Origin of the sequence: Streptomyces sp. NPDC018031 (assembly GCF_044327625.1) — a bacterium.
Lineage (GTDB): Bacteria > Actinomycetota > Actinomycetes > Streptomycetales > Streptomycetaceae > Streptomyces.
Map to the genome: position 1 here is coordinate 1 of NZ_JBIRFT010000035.1, position 20,774 is coordinate 20,774.

The 20,774-nt window shown below is 65.7% G+C and carries 17 protein-coding genes and 2 pseudogenes; 12 read left to right on the plus strand and 7 right to left on the minus strand.

Features of this window, described 5'->3' with window-relative positions; all coding sequences use genetic code 11:
• Positions 1-792: 792 nt before the first annotated feature.
• A complete protein-coding gene (locus tag ACH4B3_RS33740; protein ID WP_398469528.1) occupies positions 793-924 on the minus strand; it encodes a hypothetical protein in 132 nt (43 codons plus the stop codon).
• A 650-nt stretch (positions 925-1,574) separates the two neighbouring features.
• On the opposite strand from ACH4B3_RS33740, the gene ACH4B3_RS33745 reads away from it, so the two are divergent.
• Complete coding sequence (locus tag ACH4B3_RS33745) at positions 1,575-2,375, plus strand: DUF4232 domain-containing protein (RefSeq protein ID WP_398469529.1); 801 nt, start codon at positions 1,575-1,577, stop codon at positions 2,373-2,375.
• A gap of 518 nt (positions 2,376-2,893) precedes the next feature.
• Positions 2,894-3,325: a hypothetical protein gene (locus ACH4B3_RS33750; RefSeq protein ID WP_398469531.1), complete on the plus strand. Its 432-nt coding sequence runs from the start codon at positions 2,894-2,896 to the stop codon at positions 3,323-3,325.
• Between the two features lie 179 nt (positions 3,326-3,504).
• Here the strand turns inward: ACH4B3_RS33750 and ACH4B3_RS33755 are convergent, their stop codons facing one another.
• Positions 3,505-5,535 carry a serine/threonine-protein kinase gene (locus tag ACH4B3_RS33755; protein WP_398469533.1) on the minus strand — a complete coding sequence of 677 codons (2,031 nt, stop codon included), beginning with the start codon at positions 5,533-5,535 and terminating at the stop codon, positions 3,505-3,507.
• A 128-nt stretch (positions 5,536-5,663) separates the two neighbouring features.
• Between ACH4B3_RS33755 and ACH4B3_RS33760 the strand changes: the two genes are divergently transcribed.
• Positions 5,664-5,849 (plus strand): hypothetical protein, encoded by a 186-nt coding sequence (locus ACH4B3_RS33760; protein ID WP_398469556.1) that lies wholly within the window; start codon positions 5,664-5,666, stop codon positions 5,847-5,849.
• On the opposite strand, the gene ACH4B3_RS33765 is transcribed toward ACH4B3_RS33760, so the two are convergent.
• Positions 5,771-6,220: a MerR family transcriptional regulator gene (locus tag ACH4B3_RS33765; protein ID WP_398469558.1), complete on the minus strand. Its 450-nt coding sequence runs from the start codon at positions 6,218-6,220 to the stop codon at positions 5,771-5,773. The genes ACH4B3_RS33760 and ACH4B3_RS33765 overlap by 79 nt on opposite strands.
• A gap of 359 nt (positions 6,221-6,579) precedes the next feature.
• On the opposite strand from ACH4B3_RS33765, the gene ACH4B3_RS33770 reads away from it, so the two are divergent.
• A complete protein-coding gene (locus tag ACH4B3_RS33770; RefSeq protein WP_398469535.1) occupies positions 6,580-7,083 on the plus strand; it encodes a hypothetical protein in 504 nt (167 codons plus the stop codon).
• A gap of 68 nt (positions 7,084-7,151) precedes the next feature.
• A complete protein-coding gene (locus ACH4B3_RS33775; RefSeq protein WP_398469537.1) occupies positions 7,152-7,379 on the plus strand; it encodes a hypothetical protein in 228 nt (75 codons plus the stop codon).
• Positions 7,380-7,847: 468 nt separating this feature from the next.
• Here ACH4B3_RS33775 and ACH4B3_RS33780 read toward each other — a convergent pair whose 3' ends face one another.
• A complete protein-coding gene (locus ACH4B3_RS33780) occupies positions 7,848-8,312 on the minus strand; it encodes a DUF6623 family protein (protein ID WP_398469539.1) in 465 nt (154 codons plus the stop codon).
• 401 nt (positions 8,313-8,713) lie between these two features.
• On the opposite strand from ACH4B3_RS33780, the gene ACH4B3_RS33785 reads away from it, so the two are divergent.
• Positions 8,714-10,009 (plus strand): LGFP repeat-containing protein, encoded by a 1,296-nt coding sequence (locus tag ACH4B3_RS33785; protein ID WP_398469541.1) that lies wholly within the window; start codon positions 8,714-8,716, stop codon positions 10,007-10,009.
• Positions 10,010-10,018: 9 nt separating this feature from the next.
• Here ACH4B3_RS33785 and ACH4B3_RS33790 read toward each other — a convergent pair.
• Together ACH4B3_RS33790 and ACH4B3_RS33795 are read right to left on the minus strand one after the other, a co-directional pair.
• A protein-coding gene (locus ACH4B3_RS33790; protein WP_398469543.1) for an IS5 family transposase occupies positions 10,019-10,836 on the minus strand; the annotation gives its coding sequence in 2 pieces (ribosomal slippage) (positions 10,019-10,485 and positions 10,485-10,836; 819 coding nt in all).
• A gap of 241 nt (positions 10,837-11,077) precedes the next feature.
• Positions 11,078-11,947, minus strand: coding sequence for an IS5 family transposase (locus ACH4B3_RS33795; protein WP_398469545.1), 870 nt, complete (start codon positions 11,945-11,947; stop codon positions 11,078-11,080).
• A 980-nt stretch (positions 11,948-12,927) separates the two neighbouring features.
• On the opposite strand from ACH4B3_RS33795, the gene ACH4B3_RS33800 reads away from it, so the two are divergent.
• The 3 genes from ACH4B3_RS33800 (at position 12,928) to ACH4B3_RS33810 (ending at position 15,911) form a co-directional block, all read left to right on the plus strand.
• Positions 12,928-13,365: a hypothetical protein gene (locus ACH4B3_RS33800; RefSeq protein ID WP_398469547.1), complete on the plus strand. Its 438-nt coding sequence runs from the start codon at positions 12,928-12,930 to the stop codon at positions 13,363-13,365.
• Between the two features lie 214 nt (positions 13,366-13,579).
• The gene (locus tag ACH4B3_RS33805; protein ID WP_398469549.1) at positions 13,580-14,218 is read left to right on the plus strand and encodes a hypothetical protein; all 639 of its coding nucleotides are present in this window, start codon (positions 13,580-13,582) and stop codon (positions 14,216-14,218) included.
• A 1,030-nt stretch (positions 14,219-15,248) separates the two neighbouring features.
• Entirely contained in the window at positions 15,249-15,911 is a 663-nt protein-coding gene (locus ACH4B3_RS33810) for a hypothetical protein (protein WP_398469551.1), read from the plus strand.
• Between the two features lie 611 nt (positions 15,912-16,522).
• On the opposite strand, the gene ACH4B3_RS33815 is transcribed toward ACH4B3_RS33810, so the two are convergent.
• Positions 16,523-17,128, minus strand: coding sequence for a hypothetical protein (locus ACH4B3_RS33815; protein WP_398469553.1), 606 nt, complete (start codon positions 17,126-17,128; stop codon positions 16,523-16,525).
• 196 nt (positions 17,129-17,324) lie between these two features.
• Here ACH4B3_RS33815 and ACH4B3_RS33820 point away from each other — a divergent pair.
• The 3 genes and pseudogenes from ACH4B3_RS33820 to ACH4B3_RS33830 form a co-directional block, all read left to right on the plus strand.
• Positions 17,325-17,690, plus strand: a pseudogene (locus ACH4B3_RS33820) (transposase); the annotation flags it as partial.
• A gap of 38 nt (positions 17,691-17,728) precedes the next feature.
• Positions 17,729-17,987, plus strand: a pseudogene (locus tag ACH4B3_RS33825) (transposase); the annotation flags it as partial.
• Positions 17,988-18,198: 211 nt separating this feature from the next.
• The coding region (locus tag ACH4B3_RS33830) for a hypothetical protein (RefSeq protein WP_398469554.1) at positions 18,199-20,774 on the plus strand (2,576 nt) is incomplete at its 3' end.

Genomic DNA, 20,774 nt, shown 5'->3' on the forward strand with positions numbered 1-20,774 from the left:
GCCCGTGAACGTCTCCACCCACACCGGCTCAGCCCGCAACACCCCACCCATACAAGCAAAATGCCCACCACCAAGCCTTATGCAACACCCTTTAGGAGGAGAACGCCCTGATCGGCGTGGTGTAAGGCGAGCGGGCACAGCAGTGCCAGGCGCAGCGCCGCGAGCGGAGAGCGCCGGCCTTTCTCCACCGCGCGCAGCTGCCCCCAGTCGACCTCGGGGTGGGCGGGGACCGACGGAGGCCGTGGTGCAGAGCACGACGTCGACGGCCCCAGCCCGGCCGGTGCCGAATCGGACCTCGATCGACTGCGGAGAGTGGAGCCGGCCGAGCCGGACCGTGTGGTCGAAGTCGGCACGTCGCAAAAGAGCCGATGGGCTCGCAGATTCGCGGAGGGGAAATCCACGGAACCGAAGGATGGGTGTGCATCTGAAGGCAGAGTAGTTCGTGGGTTCCGGGACGCCGGTTGGCTTCGTCCGTGAGATTCGACAGCATCACTCAGGGGGCGGCCGGGGCGCGCGCTGCGCCCCGACGTACGTTTCGGGCCTATGACGCGCCCTGAAACCCCGGCTGGTGGCCGCATGAGCGGCTGGTGGGCCTATCTGGACGAACGGACCTGCCGAGCGGTCGATGCCGATGTACAGCGCGATCGTCGACTGTCGGCGGTCAGGTCCGTCTGGGAGGCGCTGCGCCCTCTGGGGGTAGGGTTGCACGAGGCCGAGCGGGTGGTCCACGCGCGGTATGGGGCTCTTGGTGACCGAGTGCAGCACACACTTCCGGAACCGCTCGACCTCCCCTCACTTGCGGCTCGCGCTGCGGCTCTCCCAGGTCGCGTGGTGGCGGTGGAGGCGCTGTGGGACGGCGATACCGTGCACGACTGGTTCGTTGTCCTGGTCGCGGTCTTGGATGCTCCAGAGGGGGAGGGTCACCTGGCGACCGTCTACCGACGCCCGGGCGGTGCTCCCCTTGGCGACGCCGCCGCCAAGGCCGGTCGGACGCTGGCCGGCCACCTCGGCGTGCCGTTCCACTTCGCTTCTCCAGACATCCCTGACGATGACGCCCCGCGCTGGCGGGCGGTCCAGCGCCCGACGGAAGGGCCGTGAGCCGGGGGTGGGTGGATCGAGGCGACCTCAAGAGACCGGGCCGTCCGGTGTCTCCCGTTCTCGTGAACATCGCCCCAGGACGATCCGGCTGCTTCCCAAGGCAGTGAATGACTGCTCTCCGAAACTCGTGAGCAGAGCCAACCGCTCATGCCCGAGTCGGGTCCTTGTCGAGTACGTCCGGACCTGGCTGACAGGCTTCCTCACGTCGGCTTCACGCGGTCGGCGGTCTGGGTGCGGCACGGATGGAGGAGGCAGCGGCTGCAGCCCCGTCCTGCCGGTTCGGGGCCGCCAAGGCCTTCTTCCGCCTGGCGTTCGGTAGTGGGTGGAGGTGCCGCCGGGCCGGCCGCCCGGACGCCGGGCAGGGAGTCTCGGTGGTCCGTTAGTGGAGCGTTAACGGGGCGGCAGCGGTTCGGAAGCGGGCTGCGGAAAGCTCATGGTCATACCGAGACCACCGATCGCCCCGGGGGAGACCCAGCATGAACAGCATCGTCAGCCGCCGCTCTCAGGTTCTGCGCACCACCGCCGCCGCGCTGACCGCCGTTGCCGCACTGGCGCTCACCGCCTGCACCGAGGACGGCGGTGGTACCAAGTCCGAGGGCAAGGCCACCAGCTCGGCTTCCGCAACGGACACCCAGGAGGCCACTGGCGGATCGGGCGGCACCGGGAGCGGGGACGAGAACGGGAACACCCAGCGGCCCGCCGGCGGCGAGCAGACCTCCGGCGCCCAGGCGTCCGAAGCCGCGAAGGACACCACGGAGACGAGTACGCCGGAGAAGGGCAAGGAGCAGAGGACGGAGAACTCCACCAGCGGCCACAACGGCAAGGCATCCGAGCCTTCCGAGGCCGACGCGTCGATCCCCGACTGCTCGGCCCTGTCGATGAACATGGCCGTGCAGTCCGTGCAGCGCCCGGTCAACCACCTGCTGCTCCAGGCCACCAATGAGTCCGACGCGCCGTGCGCGATCTACGGCTACCCCTACCTGGGGTTCGGCGAGGAAGCCCAGTCGACCGTGGTGCCGCTGGAGTCCTCCAAGCCGCAGTCCGTCCTCGTGCTCAAGCCGGGCGAGACCGCCTACGCCGGCATCATGACTTCCTTGGCCGACGGATCCGGGGACGAGGGCCTCGACGCGGACAGCGTCACGGTGTACCTCTCCAACTCCCAGCAGGACGGCAGCCTTGACGAGGAAACGACGCTGAAGCTGCCGCACTCCACCTACGTGGACAGCAGCGCGTGGGTCAGCTACTGGCAGAGCAACGTCGACGACGCCATCTCGTAGTGAGCCGGTGAGCGACGCGCGCTCCGCCGGGATCCCCGCCGGGCCGGCCGTCTCGTCCCGCCCCGTTGCCCCCCGGACCCCGTCCGGGGGCAACGTCCTTTCCCGTGCGGCTCCGTTCCCCGGACCGGCGGGTCCAGGCCATCGGGACCGCCTGGCTCCAGGGCCGGTCGCCTCCAGCCGGCAGGCCCGGACCATCCATGGACCGGCGCCCGCTTCTCCTCCACCTGGGGTAGCCACGAACTTTTGGACGTCACCCTGGCCGTCCCCGAGGTGGCTGCGGAAGTCGACGCCGACACCGCCATCGACCGCGGGGCTGGCGCCGCCCCATGCGATTCGTCCGGCCGCGCCTGGACGTTACGGTGGCCGACGTGCCCCCATGTGGCGCGGGCACCGCCGCTGCGGCCGGGGGCCGGCCGGCTGCTGTGTCGCTCGTCCAGGGCGGAGCTTGCGAACAGGCCCCGGCCTTGGACCCTGGTGTACTGGCTGCCCGGGAGTGGACGAGGCGTGAGGGAGCCGAAGTGGCCCTGGGAAGCGTGCAGGCGAAGGAATGGGAGGACTTCGACTGGGCCGTGTGGCAGGTCACCGTCGACGACCCGGAAAACCGCCTCGTGTCCTCACGGGAACAGCACGATCAGCGGCCGGACCTGGCTGAAGGCACCCGGCAACCGATGACCGAGCTCACCGCCTCGCTCGGCTGCGTCTACGAGGACTGCTGCGACCACGACACCTACGGCACCGACGACGACCCGTACTACGCCTGGTGGATCCGCGTACCCCAGACCGAGCACAACCGGCGCGGCAAGGACGGCATCCCCCTGGTCATTCACATCCTGCGCCAGTACCTGGCCACGCTCCTGCCCGACCAACTGGCCCGCACATCTCTCCCGACCGGGAGCGAACCGTCGATCACGCCGCCAGCATGGCCATGCGAACTGCCTGCGCCGACGTGATCACCCCTTTCGAGCAGGCGCTGACGCCGCTGCGCACTGACGGCGCCACCCACCTCGAGCCGCGGGCCAAGGGGTACGGTCGACGCCGGGCACCCTAGGGTGTCGTAGACGCGGTGCCCACAACGAACCGTCCGACGTCGTGCGACGAACCGGCGGGGCCGCGGCCTCACGGGTTCCGCTCAGCTCTCCGGGCACGCCTTCGGATCCAGGTCGGGGACGCCCGGTGTGGGCTTCTTCAGCAGGGGGGCCAGATTCTTCTGGTACATGGAAACCCACCCCGGGGTGTCTTCTAGAATCGCCGCCACCGCCGAGCACACCCTCTTCTTCAGGGCCGGAGTTCCGGAACGCATGGCCACACCGTATTTCTCCGTGCCCCCGATGGTGTCCAGCATCCTGACCGTGTCCGACTGGGCGTAACCCGCGAGAACGGCGTCGTCCGAGGCCACTGCGTAGACGTTCGTCTCCTTGCTCAGCAGCTGCTCCAGGCAGTACTGGTAGGTGGCAGGCAGCGACTTCATCAGGGTGAAGCCGATGAGGGGAAGCTCCTTCGCGTAAGTCGAGCCCTTGGCGGTGCACACCTCCACCTTCTCGGACATCAGATAGCTGTCGTCCTTGATCTCCCCGTGCCTCACCGAGTTCTTGCGCACCAGGAACCCCCGGCCGGCCTCGTAGTACGGGCCGACGAAATCGGTCTCGGCGCTTTCCTTCATGGTGTACGAGGCGATGACGAGATCCACCGCCTTCCTCTTCAGATGGCTCTCCCGGTTCCCGGACGTGACCTCGACGAACTGGACATCCTTGTCCTCGTATCCCAGGTCCCGGGCGACCTTGTAGGCCATGTCGATGTCTAGGCCCGCGTACGTGTGATGCCCTTCGCTGTCCTTTTCCTTTCTCAGGCTCAGCCCTGGCTGATCGGCCTTGACGCCGATCTTCAGCTGGGGATGGGCCTTCTTCCACTCCGTCCAAGTCTGCGTCTCGGCGTCGCCACCCCGGCCGTCCTGGCTGGCGCCACCGCTGACCTTGTCCTTCCCGCCCGAGTCGGGGCCGGAGCCGGCTCCGTTCGCCACGAGCCAGCCGGCGGTACTCAGCAACGTCACGGCAAGAGCCACCGCCACGGCCCTCTTGGCGCCCTTCCGGGAGCCGGACCGCGGGTCCTTCTCCGGGGCGGCCCTCGGGGGAGCCGGGGCGGACGCGGGCTCCGGCGCAGGTGCGGGCGCGGGCTCCGGCGGCTGCGTCGCGGCCCCGGCGGGGGCGGCGTTCGACAAAGCGCCCAGCACCTCGCGCAGCATACTGTCCGCCGTGGACGTGTCCAGACGCTCGTCGGGATTCGTGCGCAGCAGCCCCTGGATCACCGGGGCGAGGGGACCCGCGTACCGTAGGACCGGGTGCGGCGACTGCTGGATGCTCGCCTGGACCTCCCAGCGCTCCCTGCCGCCGAAGGGAAGGCTGCCCTCGACCATCTCGTACAGCGTGACCCCCAGCGCCCATAAGTCCGAGGCGGGGCTGGGCCCGCTGGAGAAGAGTTCAGGCGCCTGGTACGGGGGCGTGCCGATGGCGCTGCCGGACCGGGTCAGCGGGGTGGCTCCCTCGAACGTCGCGATCCCGAAGTCCACCAGGATCACGTGCCCGTCGTCCCGGACCAGTACATTGCCCGGTTTCACGTCGCGGTGGAGGACTGATGCCGCGTGCACCGCCCGCAACCCCTGGAGGATCTGGTGGCCGACGTCCGCTGCCTTCGGCACGGTGAGCACCCTCTGCTTGTGCAGCAGATCCGCCAACGACCCGGCGTCGTGCAGCTTCATCACGATCCAGACCTGGTTGTCGGTCTCGACCTGGTCGTGGACCGTCACCACGTTCGGGTGCTCGATCTTGGCTATGGCCTCCGCTTCTCGGCGTGCCCGCTGCATCGCCGCGGCCTGGGAACCAGCGGCCACCGCGTTCCGGTCGAGCAGACCCTTTATGGCGACGAACCGGCGCAGCCGCCGGTCGTGGGCCTTCCACACCTCGCCCATGCCGCCGCTACCGATCGGTTCCAGCAGCTCGTAGCGGCCCTCGATCACCACATGCGGGTGGTCGGGCGTGGACGAGGCTCCGGAGGACGGTGCCGTCGGCCAATGCTGAGTCGCCCCGGAGCCCGCCTGCTGAGGCGTGCTGCCCGCCCACGGTCCGGCGGAGCCACCACCGGCTCCGGCGCTGTCTTCGCCTTGCATGCGCCCCCTCGAAACCTGATTCAGACCACAGTAGATGCTCGGTTCGAAGCGCGCGTGAAGAGCGATGAGATGTGGCGGTGTCACGCCACTGGCGGAGGCTGGAGGCCGCGGTCAGGAAGCAGCCCAAGGTGGTCCTGGACGCCTCCGGTGTTACCTTCGCGGACTCGACCTTCCTGAATCTGCTGCTCGTCACCCGCCACGCGGGTACCTTGCACGGTCGCGTGTCTACCCGGCTTCAGCGGCTCGGCGAGATCACCGGAGTCGACGACTTGCTGGAGATCCGGGGCACGATCGATGACGCCGCCGTCTCCTGAATCGAGCCGTTAGAGTTCTTCGCGGCGATAGCCGAGACCGAGTGCCGCTCACGAAGCGCTCGGTGGTGAAGCTCTTGGAGCTCCAGAGAGGCCCGGGCCGCGGCGATTTTCGATCGGAGCTCCTCGGCCTCGGGACGCAGGATCTCGTGCCGGGTGGCGCGGTCGGCGGTGGCGGACAGGCTCCTCGTGGTGTCCAGGCCGATGCCGGCCTTCTTGAATACGAGGATCGTCGCCACGCGGATGAGGTCGTCCGCACCGTAGCGGCGGCGTCCGCCCATGTCCCGTACGGGGCGCAGCAGGCCCATCGACTCCCAATGCCGCAGGACGTGCGCGGCCAGTCCGAACCGCGCTGCGAGGGCACCGATGCTCATCGCGCTTGGGCCGCTGTCTCCGCTTGACTTCACGCCGACATTAAGTCGCACGCGGTCGACCGCGTGCCGGAAGACGGCAGATCCGTCCATGTGGAGGGCGCCGGGGAGGGAGGCCCGGATCAGGTCGGCGCCGGTGCCGTCGCTGCCCAGTACTACCGGTCGAGAGCGAGTCGATGGTGAGGCACGCACGAGCGCGGTCGTGTCCGGGTGAAGACCGGCTCGGCACCTCAGCACTCCATCAAGCACAAACCGAGATAAATGGCCATCTTCGGCGTCTCCGCACATGCCGCGCGATCGCTCGTTAGGCTACTCCAAGTCCTGCACACCTGTTCGGCAGGTCTGTGGAAGGAGCCCGCGACGTGTTAGCTCTGCTTGCCATCGCGGCCCTGCTCGCTGCCCCCACATGGGTCATCGTCGTGGTGGTCAAACTGCTGACCGTCGCCTTGCCGGGCCGACGACCCGACTGGGGCATCCAACTTCTTCGCTGGGGCGCCGGCATGCTGGCGGTGGCTGCTGTCCTGCTCCTCGCTATGGCACTGGGCGCTGTCGAAATGGCTGAGCATGAGTCCGAGTCCGGTTCGGGCTCCTCACCCGCGCCCGCCTGCCGTGACGCCGCGCCCCATCTTGTGGGGGACCTCGTCGGCCACCGCGCCTCGTATCTGCCGCCCGCCTTCGACTGCGTACTGGACGACGGGACGACCTACCCCAGCTCCGAAAGCTACGCCTGGCTCAATGGCCTCGTCGTCACCTGCGCGGCGACCTCCGCGCTGCTGGCAGTGGGGGGCCGGCTGCACCACCTCTCGGTAGGCCGCGCGGCACGGTCCGCAAAAATGCCTGCCACACGAATGAGGGGGACGCAGTGACGGAAGAGAGTTGGCAGCTCAGACAGCAAGACCGCCTGATAGGAACGTTGACCCTTGAAGGAGTCGACATGTTCTGGACCGACTGCCGCTTTGAACCTGCTCCCGCTTGGGAAGGACTGCGGCCACTGTTCGCCGCGTTGCGCGATGCCTGGAGTCAAGGTGATCGGGCAGCCGCTCTGGCCGCAGACGAGGCAATCCATGCCGAGGGACTCAGCCTCGTCCCCTCCACCGACGAAGCCCCCATCACCGACTTCCTAATTCGCATCGAGGGGAACAAAGCCCGCTTCCGGCGTTGACTGCCAGGCTGGCGCCCTCAGCCATGGCCCACGGTAAGTCCCCGAGGCGCCTGATTACACGACGCCGGGGGCGCGATCGACGGCGGCCAGCCGACGCACTCACCCCCGGCCGCTCCCCGAGTTGCGAAGACCAGCACACCCACGGATGAGCCACCGTGGCATCGGACCCCTGCCCTTGCCGCCACACGCTCCCGCAGCAGCCCGGGGCCGTCTCCCCGCACACACCGCCCGCACCGCCGAGCTACCCGATGGCTCCCGCGTCCCGTGGCCTTTCCAGCCGGCAGCCACTTCAAAACAAGAAGCGATCCAAGCGGCAGAGACCGTCCTGGGGCAGTCCTTTCCGAGGGAACTGACAGAATCACTTCTCCGGCACGACGGCAGCGGATACTTCGACGTTATCGGAGTGTTTCAGTTCCTAAGACCGTGTCCTACATGGTTCAAGGGTTGACGGCCCGCGCATGAAGTCCGTCAGGTCGTAAAATCACCGCCCGCACTAGCGATGGTCATTGCTGATGGTGGTATGGGGCTGTCGAATCCGATTGCCGCGACGCAAAGAAAAGAAATTCCTATCCCGACAGCCACTGTGTGCGGCGTGGCCATACTGAATGTATTTTGCCCATCTAGGGCCCCGCGATGGTCACCTTGCAGCGAAAGGCCATCAAATTTCTGAACAACAGAGGCTCCATCATAAACGTGAACGCTCCTGATGGTTCCGAATCCCTGATTTGTCAGGAACAGAAGAAAGACCCTCTGCAGCTTCGTGCGACCTTCGAGGGTGATCACTGGAGTTGGGATCGGGATGTGAAACCAGCTTGACTTGCCGGGGCGGATGAGCATGTCGCCACCCCAGCCGAAGTACCCTACGCGGGCCAGGTTTTCTGGGGATTCTACGGTAACCGCATTTCCGTGAGTCCAACTTGCGTACAGCCCCATGATTCCTCCGTGTACGGTCAAATACAAGGTGATGCGCTGAAAGTGCACTGAAGTGCACGCAATCCTGACTTGCGCTTCCCTTCTCGTAGTCAGTCCAGTGCCGAGCTTCCCTCCACTTGCTTCATGCGAACGGTTTGGTGTGTGACCGCACTTGCCAGGCGCTTCCGGTCGGCTTATCCAGCCTCCTATATCCAGTTTCATACTCATGGTTCGGTGTCGCCACTGGGCGGCCCAGGGTCGAAGTTTCCAGCGCATGCCGACCGGGGGAAGGGGGCCTTAGACAGATCAATATCACCGGCCGTCATTGGCGGCTCACCCACAGGGCCCGATTTGTCATAATCACTCATGGCGCGTTTCCTGGTAGAGGAGCCGCACACAGTCGGGCGGTAGGCGGGTAAGCGGTGGAGGAGTTGATCATTATGCCGGAGATTCGAACCCCCAACGCACCGGTAGAGATCGTGGAACCACCTGTGGTGCCCAGCGTCGATGGCGGAGGAGTGCTTCACGTACGCGGTGGAGCGACAGTGGGAGGGGTCACCGTCCCCCACGGTCCCCTGGATGGTTCGGTTGGCGATGCCCTGCGGCGGGTTTCCGCGGGCAAAGAAATCGACAAGAAGGCGACACGACTCGGCTGGGCTGGAAGCATCACCGGACCGGTCAAGGAGGTAGGGCCTGGGGTGTACCTCAGGCCGTATGAGCATTGCGACATCTACTACAGCGCAGGTACGGGCGCACACGAGGTTCACGGCGACATTCGCGCGAAGTACGTAGCCCTCAATGGTGTCCACCTCTTCGGCCCCCCGGTGACCGATGAATCCGGTACACCAGACGGTATTGGCCGCTTCAACCATTTTCAGCACAGTGCTTCTATCTACTGGACGATGCGTACCGGTCCGATGTCGGTCGGCGGATCCGTACGCGACCGGTGGCAGAACGACGGTTGGGAAGCAGGTGCACTCGGTTATCCGGTCGTGGACACCCAGCGGTTGGCGGGCCTGTCACCCGCTGACAGCCCCAACATCGCCTGGTGCGTCTTCGAGAACGGAGCTATTGTCACAACTGGCGACGGCTCGGACAAGGCCGTCTTTGCCGAACTCACTTCAGAGCAGATGCGTACCTTCGTGCGCACTCGGTTCGACGCCGAACTGCACAGACAGTCTGAAAATCTTGGACTCCAGCCCCAGGTAGAGATGCTCGACGTGTCCCAGTGGGGATACGGCTTCTGGGCCTCCGTCCCTCGGCAGGCTACCTACCGCCTGCACGGGTTCCACAAGAACCCGGGGGTGGCTGACACCGACTTCGTACTGGACGTGCGCCTCAGGTTCAGCACTGCGTGGCCAAGTTTGTTCACCGCACCGACTTTCAAGACTCTCATCGCAGCGCTCGATTCAGTCCGCGTCTCAGCGGATGGGTGGGGCCACGAGGAGCTGGCGCGTCGACTGGCGAACGGTGTCCACCGGGTGTTCTTCCGCGGGAGCCCGGATCCCGACCGTCCGCATATTCCGGACGGCGCCATATTCATTGCAGATTTTCCCACCGGGGTAAGCCAGACCGGGCAAGGAAACATCGACGTGATCGACGTCCTCACCACGGCTCAAGGTGGCCTGCAAGTGCTACTCAACCCGATGCCGCCCATAATCGGAGGGATACGCAGAATGGTGGCCCAACAGCGCATCGACATCTTTCTGCAGGGCTAACTACTGGTCCTAACATAGCCTTTGGACGTGTCGGTGGGTGATCAGGCAGACGGCGAGGCCGAGGAAGGCCTCGTGGATGTCGTCGCGTCGTTCCCAGCGGATGCGTAGGCGGCGGAAGCCGTACAGCCAGGAGATCGTCCGCTCGACTACCCAGCGGAAGGTGCCCAGGCCGGTGCCGTGGGGCTGGCCGCGTTCGGCGATCACCGAGCGTATGCCTCGCTCACGAAGGAGCTGGCGGTACTTGTCGTGGTCGTAGCCGCGGTCGGCGAAGAGCATGTCTGGACGGCGTCGGGGCCGACCGGCGACTCCCGCGACCGCTGGGATCTTGTCGAGCAGGGGCAGGAGCTGGGTGACGTCGTTGCGGTTGCCGCCGGTCAGCGACACCGCGAGCGGGACGCCCTGGCCGTCGGTGATGATGTGATGCTTGCTGCCCGGTCGTGCGCGGTCGACCGGGCTGGGTCCGCTTTTGGGCCCCTGCGTGCGGCCCGGACGTGGGAGGAGTCGATCACCGCCCGCGACCAGTCCAGCTGGTTCTTCGACCGCAGCTTGTTCAGCAGCAGCTGGTGGAGCTGGTCCCACACGCCGGCCTCGTCCCAGGCCGCCAGGCGGCGCCAGCCGGTCATACCCGAACCGAAGCCCAGCTCCTGGGGCAGGTACTCCCACTGGATGCCGGTGTGCAGGACGAACAGGATGCCGCACAGGGCCTGCCGGTCGGGCACCCGAGGCCGTCCCTCCACCTGCTTCGGCGGCGGCTCGGGCAGCAACGGCTTGATCAGCGACCACAGTTCGTCCGACACGATCCACGGCCGCGACTGACGCTTCCCCATGCCACATCAACGAACGATCAAGCCGACAGTCACATGATCAAACCGCTTTTGTTAGAGCCAGTAAGTGAACAGGCACCGTGCTTCTGAACGGCTGACGCACTTCGCAAGTGACGTGCCGAGTGAGGATCCGGCTCCTGGTCGACCGGGCGCGCCGGGCCTGCACGAGAGCCTGCGCGAGCACGACGTCGGCAGAAGGCCCGCTCGTGCTAGTGGCTCTTAGAGGTCGTTTTCTCCCGTTGTTTCATCCTGGAATGTGGACTTCGTTGGGTGATGCCGGGTCGCGCCAGGAGATGGTGGTCTCGCCGGTGAGGCGGCGGGCCATGAGGTTGGCCATGGCGAGGTGGATCATGGCTTCGGAGCGGGCGGGCAGGGTTTCGTAGTCGCGGGCCAGGCGGCGGTGGAGCATCAGCCAGCCGTACGTCCGCTCCACCGTCCACCGCTTCGGTATCGGGGTGAATCCCCTGGTCCCGGGGGCGCGGGCGGCGATTTCCATGTCGATGCCGAGGGTGGCGGCGTGCTCGACGAAGTGCTTGCGGTAGCCGCCGTCGACCCAGACCTTGCGGAGGCCGGGGTGGGCGGCGGCCACCTGGTCGAGCAGGTGGGTGCCGGCTACCGAGTCCTGGACGCTGGCCGCGGTAACCAGCACCGCGAGCAGCAGGCCGAGCGTGGCCGTGACGATGCTCCGCTTGCGGCCCACGATCTTCTTGCCCGCGTCCGTGCCCTGACTTGTGGCGGGCACGCTGGTGGAGGTCTTGACGCTCTGCGCGTCGATCACGCAGGCCGACGGGCTCGCGTTTCGGCCTTCCTGCTGGCGTACCAGCTCTCGCAGCAGGCCGCTGAGCTGGGCGAAGACGCCGTCCTTCTGCCACTTGGCGAAGTAGCCGTAGACCGTGTTCCAGTGCGGGAAGTCGTGCGGCAGGTAGCGCCACTGCACGCCGGTGCGGTCGACGTACAGGATCGCGTTTATGATCTCGCGCAGGTCGTGTTCGGGGGGTCGGCCGATGTCCAGAGCCCGGCGGCGGCGCTCGAAGCGCCAGGCCGCCAGGACCGGCTCGATCAACTCCCAGCGGGCGTCGGACAGGTCACTCGGATACGGGCGTCGTGCGCTCATGACCTGGAGGTACCGCCCGTGCCGACGCGCGCCCAGGCGTGCATCCGTACCCGTGGAGGCACGACCGTGAAACGGGCGTCCTGGGATGAGACAGGCGCGAGCCACCTCCCACACCCGGCGTCACACCAACCGGCCCCTACAGCTCAACCGCATCAGACGCCGCATCAGCACCGCACCTCGGCAACCATCAAACCTGGAGAAACCAGTACCTCACCGATGAAAACGACCTCTTAGAGGTCGTTTTCTCCCGTTGTTTCATCCTGGAATGTGGACTTCGTTGGGTGATGCCGGGTCGCGCAGAGCGGTACCACGGCGGTGGCCGGTACCCCGTGATGGGCGCCCAGGCGACGCTCCATCTCGTGCGGCCGGAAGGCGAACTCGCCCCACTATGGTCACGCCGGTTCGCCAAGGCCGGGAGCACCTTCGGACCGGCGGCGTGCAGGCAGTACCGCAAGCATCTGACCGCGCACCCGCCGGTGCAGACGCTGACCTTACGGGAGACGGCGGCCGGCCCGGGAAGGCCGAATCTGAAGCGTGGGCCCTGCCGCTGGTGCGCCGGAGACGTGGTCGAGGGGGCCGGTGTGCTGTGCGGTCGAGGCAAGGAGGCGGCCGTCGAGCACCGGCCGGGAGGCTGTCCGAAGCCGCGACCAGTCGAGCCCGGCGAGAGGTGCGCGCGGTGCCGGGCACCTGTCGCCCCGGGGACCGCCGAGCTCGTCCAGGTCCGGGAAGGCGCGGGCCGGTGGGAGGCTCAGCATCTGGGCCGGTGTGAGGCCCACCCGTCGCTGGAACAGCATGGGCAGCGGCAGCAGGAACTGCGCCGCGCCCGTGAAGCCGAGCTGCAGGCCTCTGCGCGCAGGGAGGCGGTGGCGAGGCAGCGGCGGGAGAAGGCAGCGGCGAATCGCGCGGAGTAGGAAGCCTCGGAGCGAGCCGCAGCCCTGGAGGCTGAGCAGCGTGTCGAGGTACACGGCGTAACCGGCGCCGTGGACGTCGATGAGCTGTTCGACAAGGGGCTCGGGCCGGCGGAGCGCATGCGGCTGATCGAGCGTCGGCTGACGCTCGGCGACGGCAGCACAGTGACCGTCTGGGATGTGCAGGCGTACCCGACCGGGACAGGCGGCTGGCACGAGGACGCCGACGGGTACGAGGACGACCGCGGGGGCCGCTTCTACCGGCTTCCGGAGGCCCGGGCAGAGTACCAACGGCATCGGTGGGCCCCTGAACCGTACGTTCCGCCGAGGAGCCGTCTTGAACCGTCGCCCTGTCCGGCAGAGCCGGGCGCGCGGCACTGCGGGAACTGCGGGGCGGCGACGGCGGAGCCCGGCGGCTGGATGGTCGCCTCGCTCGGGCTGGCGTGCGGGGTCGACTGCTACTCCGTCCTGTCCGACGGACGGGGCGCGCACGACCTGAGATTCCACTGATCGCCGCCACACGAGGGCGGTGAGGCGGCGGAATGAGTGTCGGGGTGGAACCCCGGGGCCGGTTCCGCCCCCCGTGCCGCAGTGCCTTTCGAACAGGGCAGGTAAGAGAGAGGGGGTCCGCTGAGGCTGCCGTTTCTCCGGCTGCCGCCCCGGCTGGCCAGGACGCAGGCTCCGGGCCGTGGGGGAGCTGCTACGAGTGCGCCCTCTGGGAGCCTTGGACGAGACCCTCACAGCCGAGTGCCTCCCCGCGCCGGACGAGTACACCGAACCGGGACATACGGACTGCGACGCCAGGATCGGGCGCCTGACCGCGGAGGTCAACCGTCTCCGCGCCGCTGTCACCGGAGACACCGCACGGCGGCTAATCCGTCAAGTTGAGAACCGGAGGCGCCTGTGTAGTCTGACGACCTGTTCGATTGATGAGAGGCTGAAAGTGGAGGCTGGAGGACGGCATGCTGGGATCCAGCTTCCTGCAGGGTCCTGGTGGGACTGGGACGTAGTCGCCTGGAGCGCCTCGCAGCTCCGCCTTGCTGCAGGTCATGACGTGACTTACCACCATGGCCTGGAGCTCGTATTCGACGACCCGATCTTCGTCAGCTGCCCGACGAGCTTCCACGATCCGATATTCCGTGCTCCCTCGTCCGACGAAATTCTCAAGGTCACTCGTCACTTCGGAGGAGACCCACTCGTCGTGATCGCCTTCGAGGCCGACGCTGGCGGGCAGGAGCCTGTCTCATGCCTCATCGCTGCCGAGGGACTCGTGATCGTCCAAGAGACAGTCTTGAGGTACTGGCGCGAGGACGCGGCCCCGGGTCAACGCTTCGCCGCCTGGGTGCAGGCGTCAGGCCAGTAGATGTGCCGCCTATGCCGCTGCCATGCACTTCTCGACGTGGCGGGGCAGGAAAGGCGACTCCCTCGTCGTATCGCTGGCTCTGTGAAGACTGGGACGATCGGCTTGTCGAAGCGATGGCGCTGGGCGGCGGCATTCCAGCCCCTGTAATCGCGGCGGTGACGGTAGGGAGCTGCCTTCGCGTCTCATTGCAAACGATCAGTCACTGGAGTGGGTACACGCAGATCCTGCAATAGCGGCGCGTCATGGCCTGCGGGGAAGTCAAGGCACTGATCCACAGGGTCGCCCGTCACTCCATCGACTGGTCCCGTAGTGGGAGACGTGAAGGTGGGACTCGCCGGTCACGAGGAGGCGTCTCACGTGTCGACGGGGGGCCGGCCGCCGGTTTGGTATCCCGGGGGCATCTGCGGCCGGGTGTGGTTGTTGCGCGGATAGATGTCCCAGCTGGCATGCTCAATCCTGCAGCCCGCCTACGTCGCAGCCGCAACGCCGTGGGACACAGGAGGCACTCCCCGCGGGAGCCTGTACTCGCTGCCCCTCGGCGGACCCATCCCCGGGGAATGGGGGCGCCCGGCGCCTCCGGTTTCAACAAGCCCGGCCCAGGCCAGGAGATCCGGGGACGCCGGGCCCGTTCGGCAACTCGCGGACGTCCCGGCCCACCCAAGGGCTCGTTTCACAGCTCTGCCTCGCCTGCGACCGTCACCCCTGCGGCAACCACGCACCTTGGGCGAAGCGGTGCACAGTGCCGGGCCGCCACTTCGCTGCGCAACAGTCAGTCCTCCCACGGCCCGAATGCACCGGCACTGTCCGCACCACAGCCGCCACCAGCCACGCATCAACGGAAAGATGAACAATGCTGCCGAATATTGCACAGACGAGGCATGACCTTCCGGACCACATCACCCTCCACCGGCTCGATGCACGAACCACCAACTCTGACTGGTGGGGCGTGCGATGCCACCGCCACGGTTGAGCGCCCATCGACGTCGGGGACAGGCAGGAGTCCGAGTGGGACGCGGCGGAGACCGCCCGCATGCACAATGCCCAGTTCCATCGCGTGGCCCGCCTCGAGGACCTCCTGTCGCCCGAACAGATCGACCAAGTCGCCTCATCACCCCTGTCCGAAGCCCAGGGCACCGTCCTGTGGTGGGCGCAGCAAGGCAAACTCGCCGAGTACGAGGACGGATTCTTCGGGCTGGACGTCTCGCCCGACAAGTGGGACGTCAACAAGAAGATCGCAAGGAAGCGCGTCATCGCCCTGTGGGCAGCCGGCCTCCTGCGCGTCGAAAGCGTCGGGGACCCAGTCGGCCACCGCGACCTGTACCTGTCCCGCAAAGGCCACGCCTTCTACGGCCTGTGGTCCAAAGCCCGCCGCCAAAGCCTGGTCGACTACGCACCCAAGGACAACACGTTCGACCTCACTTCTAAACACCTCGCCCGCTACCCACTCCTGTCCAAAGGACAGCTGTTCACCCACGAGCAAACCCAGCCGGCGACGCCAAGCCCCACCGCGGCCGAACCACAGACCGACCCCCCACCGGGCCACACCGTCCTCCTCGAGCAGGACAGCGAAGGACAATGCATGGTCGCTTGCGCCTGCGGAAGCTTCTTCGAACCCCAGCCAGACACCGAATCAGCTCAACTAGCCCGCCACCAGGACCACCTTGAGGAAGTCGAAGCCAGGTCCCGCGGCTAGAAGCTATGGCGCGCCGACGACCGATGGGACGCCGGCGCGCCCGCGCGGCGTTGCGGGTTGCAGCGACCTTCCCCCAGACATGACGAAGTACGACCGGCTGGCGCCGGTAAAGCGCACCCACACCACCTGGAGGAAGGACGCGAGCGCATGAGTGCGACGTAGCTCGATGAGCCGGTCACGAGCAGTCCCTGCAAGGGTGCGGGTGCGACTTACCAGCATGCCTCGTCGGCCATGCGTCCTTTGGACACCCGGGCACCGGAGTCGGCACCGCGATCGCCGAGGCGGGGCGCCGGCTCTGGTCCGCCACCGACCGCTACAGCAAGGTCGACCTCTTCTGCCTGGACGGGTTCGGCTACCTGAACCTGCACAACAAGGGAGCCAACTGCTGTTCCAGATCTTCGCCGAGCGTGAGAAGTGCAAGGCCACGGGGGCGCGACGAACCCCCGTTCGCGGAGTGGGACAAGACCTTCGACGGTCCCCGGCTCTGCGCAGCCATCGCCGACCAGATCACTTTCCGCTGCACCCTCATCCAAACCGGCACCAAGTGCTACCGCTTCCCCATCACCGAAGCCGAACGAGGCACTCTCTGGAGGGTCCGATGTCCGGGCTGGTCAGTCCCGGCTGGAGAGAGGAGTTCGAAGCTCCACCCGGAGCCGGATCAAGGTGTGGATGGGCAGCCCCGTGCTCGAGTAGCGAAGGTCCTTCGCGTAGTTCGCGATGAGGTCGAGATCCCCCAGTTGGCGCTGAAGCTCAGCCAAGAGTGCCGCATCGGGTTCGGGCAGGTCCTCGTCCTGCTCGGTGAGATACTCCAGGTGCTGGTCCATCGCGTCCACGGCCCGTCGGCTGGCCCAGACCGCGAAGTCATTGCAGCCGAACAAATACGCGTGCGCCGCATACAACGTTGCTGCCGCGGCATGCTCGTCCGCATCGTCGGGACCATCCTGGTCGTCGTTATGGCAGTAGTCGCTGAGCATGTATTCGGCGACACCACGTTTCACCGCCGTGAAGGCAGCGGTGTCACCGAGTACGCCTTCCCATACGGAGTTCAGCAGGGGCCGCAGGCTCATCGTGAACGGCGCATGTTCCTCTGCGGGCAGTGCTTCATGCCAGCTCATGAGCCGTTCCGCGATGCCGGCAGCGAACACCTTGCGTTCACTGGACGACGCGGCTGCCAGGCGCCTCTCCACCGACGCCGAAACTTCCTGCCACGTGTCCATTCAAGCCGTCCCTGGGTTGCGAGACCGGCGCCCTCGCGCCGGTGATGGCGATCATCGCACCTAGCAGTGACAGGGCTGCGGGTCGATTCGGCACACGCACAAGACCGAGGCCTTCCGCCGCGCCTGTCCAGGAAACGGACCGGCAGAGCCCGGGAACACCACGCTAGAGCCTGCCCGGTGGGGGCGTGACTGTTTCACCGCCGCCAGCGTCCACGACTCCACCGCCGGCACCCAACTCCTCACCCAAGTCCGCGAGTACCACCCCACCGTCACCAAAGCCTGGGCCGACAACGGCTACAAGACCAAAACCGTGGAGCAGGCCGCCCACCTCGGCATCGACCTCGAAATCGTCCAACGCGACCCCACCACCCGCGGCTTCCACGTCCAGCCCCGCCGCTGGGTCATCGAACGCACCCTCGGCTGGCTCATGCACCACCGCCGCCTGGCCCGCGACTACGAAACCCACCCCCACCGATCAGCCGCCATGATCCAACTGGCCGCCATCAACCTCATGACCCGCCGCCTCACCCACGAAACCACCACCAACTGGCGCGACAGCTAAATCAAATGAAACAGACAAGCAAGAATCAAACGCTCACTAAAGGTTACGACTACGACAATTTGCACGGATGGCTCCGCCAGTGGGGGATCCGTCACCGCATCGCTCGCAAGGGCATCGAGTCCTCCACGCGGCTCGGCCGGCACCGCTGGGTGGTCGAGAGAACTGTGTCCTGGCTGGCCGGCTGCCGAAGGCTCCACCGGCGCTATGAACGCAAGGCCGAACACTTCCTCGCCTTTGTCGGTCATAGCCGCGACTCTGATCGGCTACCGCCGCCTGAACACCTCGCTCACGGCCTGAGCCGGTCCTGCTGCACGTCGAAGCAGACCAGCCCCATGGTCTCCGCCACGGCCGCCGCATAGGCCGACGCCTCCTCAGCCAATGCTGAATCGCATGGGGAAGTAGATCAGTGGCCCGCTGGTCGCACCACCGTCCTTCAGGCCTCTAACGCGCCGACCACTAACAGTGAGCGTAAGCTGGATTGAGAGATCCATCGCAGTAGGTGATTCTCTTGGCCGACGGCGACTTTGACTGGCCCGATGAGCCACCCGTTTCACCTGCGGGCGGCTTCTTCATCCAACATCGATGGGGGGATGAATTCAGGCCCTTTGAGGTAATAATCTCGTGGCCGGATAGCGGGCTGGCGAACTTTTGGCGTGACAATACGTTCGAGATGACGGGCGAATCGATTGCCATAGCTTCCCACAACGGAAGCATCTTTGTCGCATGGGTGGGCTTGAGCAACGAAGCCATCAATATTGCCAGGTTGGTACTTTCGGGTGACTCCACCCACGGGTACAGTGTATCCGGTATGGAGGGGAAGGTGATCCTTGATGAGACCAGCGATAGGGTTCCAGCTCTAGCCTCAAGTCATGGAAGGCTGTTCCTGGCTTGGAAGGGCTCGGGTAACGAAGAGCTCAATCTAATGTTCTCCAGTGACAACGGAAGGTCCTTCCAGGACAAGAGACTTCTCCGCGAGAAAAGCGACACCGCGCCGACTCTCACGTCCCATGCAAACAGCCTATTCGTGGCATGGAAGGGCTTTAAAGAAGAAATTCACGTGGCGAAGGTGACGCTTTTCGGCAACACTGCGGGAGGTTTTGGCATAGAGGGCCTGCAGGACAAGGTCCCGCTGGGGGAAACAACCAGTCATGCCCCAGCCCTCGCGTCCCATGACGGGAGACTCTTTGTAGCTTGGAAGGGATCAGGGAACAATGATCTAAATGTCATGTTTTCTGGCGACGGCACCATTTTTCAGGGAAGGCGAACGTTCCAAGAAAACGTTGGTCGCTCCGTAGCCCTCACGTCAAGTACCCACGGCCTTTTCGCGGCGTGGAAGAGAGCCGGGGGTGCGGGCGACAGGGGACCTCTACGCGTAGCCCGAGTCGTACTGTTCGGCACCACGACCGGAGGGCTCGGCATCGAAGGACTACAAACGGAATATCCGGGAGAGACCAGTGATCAGGCCCCTGCCTTGGCTTCCATAGGAGCTAGCATAGTCCTCGCATGGAAAGGTGGAGACGAGCAGCTGAACTTCGTGGTCTCAAACGATGACGGGACAACTTTCAGAGGGAAGAGGGCGTTCGGTCACACATTTCAGTGGCATGGTCCCATCCTGTTCGGATCCGGCCAGTACGCGGGCGCCACGGTGCTCGAATCAGACTTCCGAGCGGACTCTGAAACCCGTACGGGAAACCTGGAAGTTCTCGCTACTCGAACGGATGGCGTCACGGAGCATTATTGGCGTGACAACAACCGGCAGACCTGGCACGGTCCGTTTGAAGTGCCGGTCATCTCAAAGGGTAATGGTGCATGCGGGCCGAGTATGTACTACAGCGGAGCGTACTTCCTTGAGAACCCCGAATTCGGCTTTGACTTCAATGAGCACGGGCGCAGTATATTCGCCGCAGTGGTGTCGGGCTGGAGGTCGGGTTTTGATCTCTACTTCAGGATAAACCCTGCCAATGACGAAGGCGGCAGTGCGCATTGGAAGGCAATCGAATCGCGCAACTCGGAAAGGATCGTCGGCCTGGCCATCGCCAAACTGGTGCGCCAATGGGCGGCAGGATCAAACGGAGAACCCTTGTATGCAGATGAGGGATGGCTATCAGATGGAATTTCCAGCGCAATAGTAGCCGTTACATACAATGGCCGCCTGCAACTCCACGCCTTCGAGGCAAAAGACCCCAACGTCACTTACCCAAAGGGTGTTCTTGGGGCGCCAGGGAATCCCTTCTCCGTCCTTGACGGGGAATTCACAGGCCGCCCCGGTCTCCTGCAAGGAGACTACGGATATAGGGCGGGGATACCATTTACTGGTTATTGGGGACATTATGGGGGTTTGGAGCTTATTGTCCCCAGCAAATTGGGGGGTGCAATCCACTTCCATCAGGACGGCGGAAGCGTCGGAGAGTGGGTACCGGTGGGAGAGCGCTGGGGTGGCGGGACCCGGATTCCGGGTCCACTCGTGTACGACGAACTGTCGTTCCTGGAGAGTACGTTCAAGTCGAACGACACATACCACCTCGAGTTGATCGCTCGCGTCAGGAATCAGCGAGGCTTCGATTTCTACACCCGCGACGGCAACATGCGATGGCATGGACCCCAGCGCGTGCCGGCGGGGCCCGAGGTTCCAGCGGGAGTCTGGCTTCGTGGCCTGCCCGGCGCTGGTCAGCCCAGAGTCGCTGCGGGTACGAGTCCGACGAGCTGGTACACCACACCGGAGAACGTTCAGCATGTCGCGTACGTCGGTGACGACCAGCTCATCCACGAACTGTTCCACCGAATCGGGGGCAGTGCGGGTTGGGAACACACGGTGCCCGGCGCTGGTCAACCCAGAGTCGCTGCGGGTACGAGTCCGACGAGCTGGTACACCACACCGGAGAACGTTCAGCATGTCGCGTACGTCGGTGACGACCAGCTCATCCACGAACTGTTCCACCGAATCGGGGGCAGTGCGGGTTGGGAACACACGGTGCCCGGCGCTGGTCGGCCCAGAGTCGCTGCGGGTACGAGTCCGACGAGCTGGTACACCACACCGGAGAACGTTCAGCATGTCGCGTACGTCGGTGACGACCAGCTCATCCA

What these genes read in the sequence shown, in the direction of transcription:
- ACH4B3_RS33755 (WP_398469533.1), bottom strand. Translation starts at nt 5,535, where the DNA reads ATGCAAGGCGAAGACAGCGCCGGAGCCGGTGGTGGCTCCGCCGGACCG.
- ACH4B3_RS33780 (WP_398469539.1), bottom strand. Translation starts at nt 8,312, where the DNA reads ATGGGGCTGTACGCAAGTTGGACTCACGGAAATGCGGTTACCGTAGAA.
- ACH4B3_RS33795 (WP_398469545.1), bottom strand. Translation starts at nt 11,947, where the DNA reads ATGAGCGCACGACGCCCGTATCCGAGTGACCTGTCCGACGCCCGCTGG.
- ACH4B3_RS33765 (WP_398469558.1), bottom strand. Translation starts at nt 6,220, where the DNA reads ATGAGCATCGGTGCCCTCGCAGCGCGGTTCGGACTGGCCGCGCACGTC.
- ACH4B3_RS33810 (WP_398469551.1), top strand. Translation starts at nt 15,249, where the DNA reads ATGCACAATGCCCAGTTCCATCGCGTGGCCCGCCTCGAGGACCTCCTG.
- ACH4B3_RS33745 (WP_398469529.1), top strand. Translation starts at nt 1,575, where the DNA reads ATGAACAGCATCGTCAGCCGCCGCTCTCAGGTTCTGCGCACCACCGCC.
- ACH4B3_RS33775 (WP_398469537.1), top strand. Translation starts at nt 7,152, where the DNA reads ATGTTCTGGACCGACTGCCGCTTTGAACCTGCTCCCGCTTGGGAAGGA.
- ACH4B3_RS33815 (WP_398469553.1), bottom strand. Translation starts at nt 17,128, where the DNA reads ATGGACACGTGGCAGGAAGTTTCGGCGTCGGTGGAGAGGCGCCTGGCA.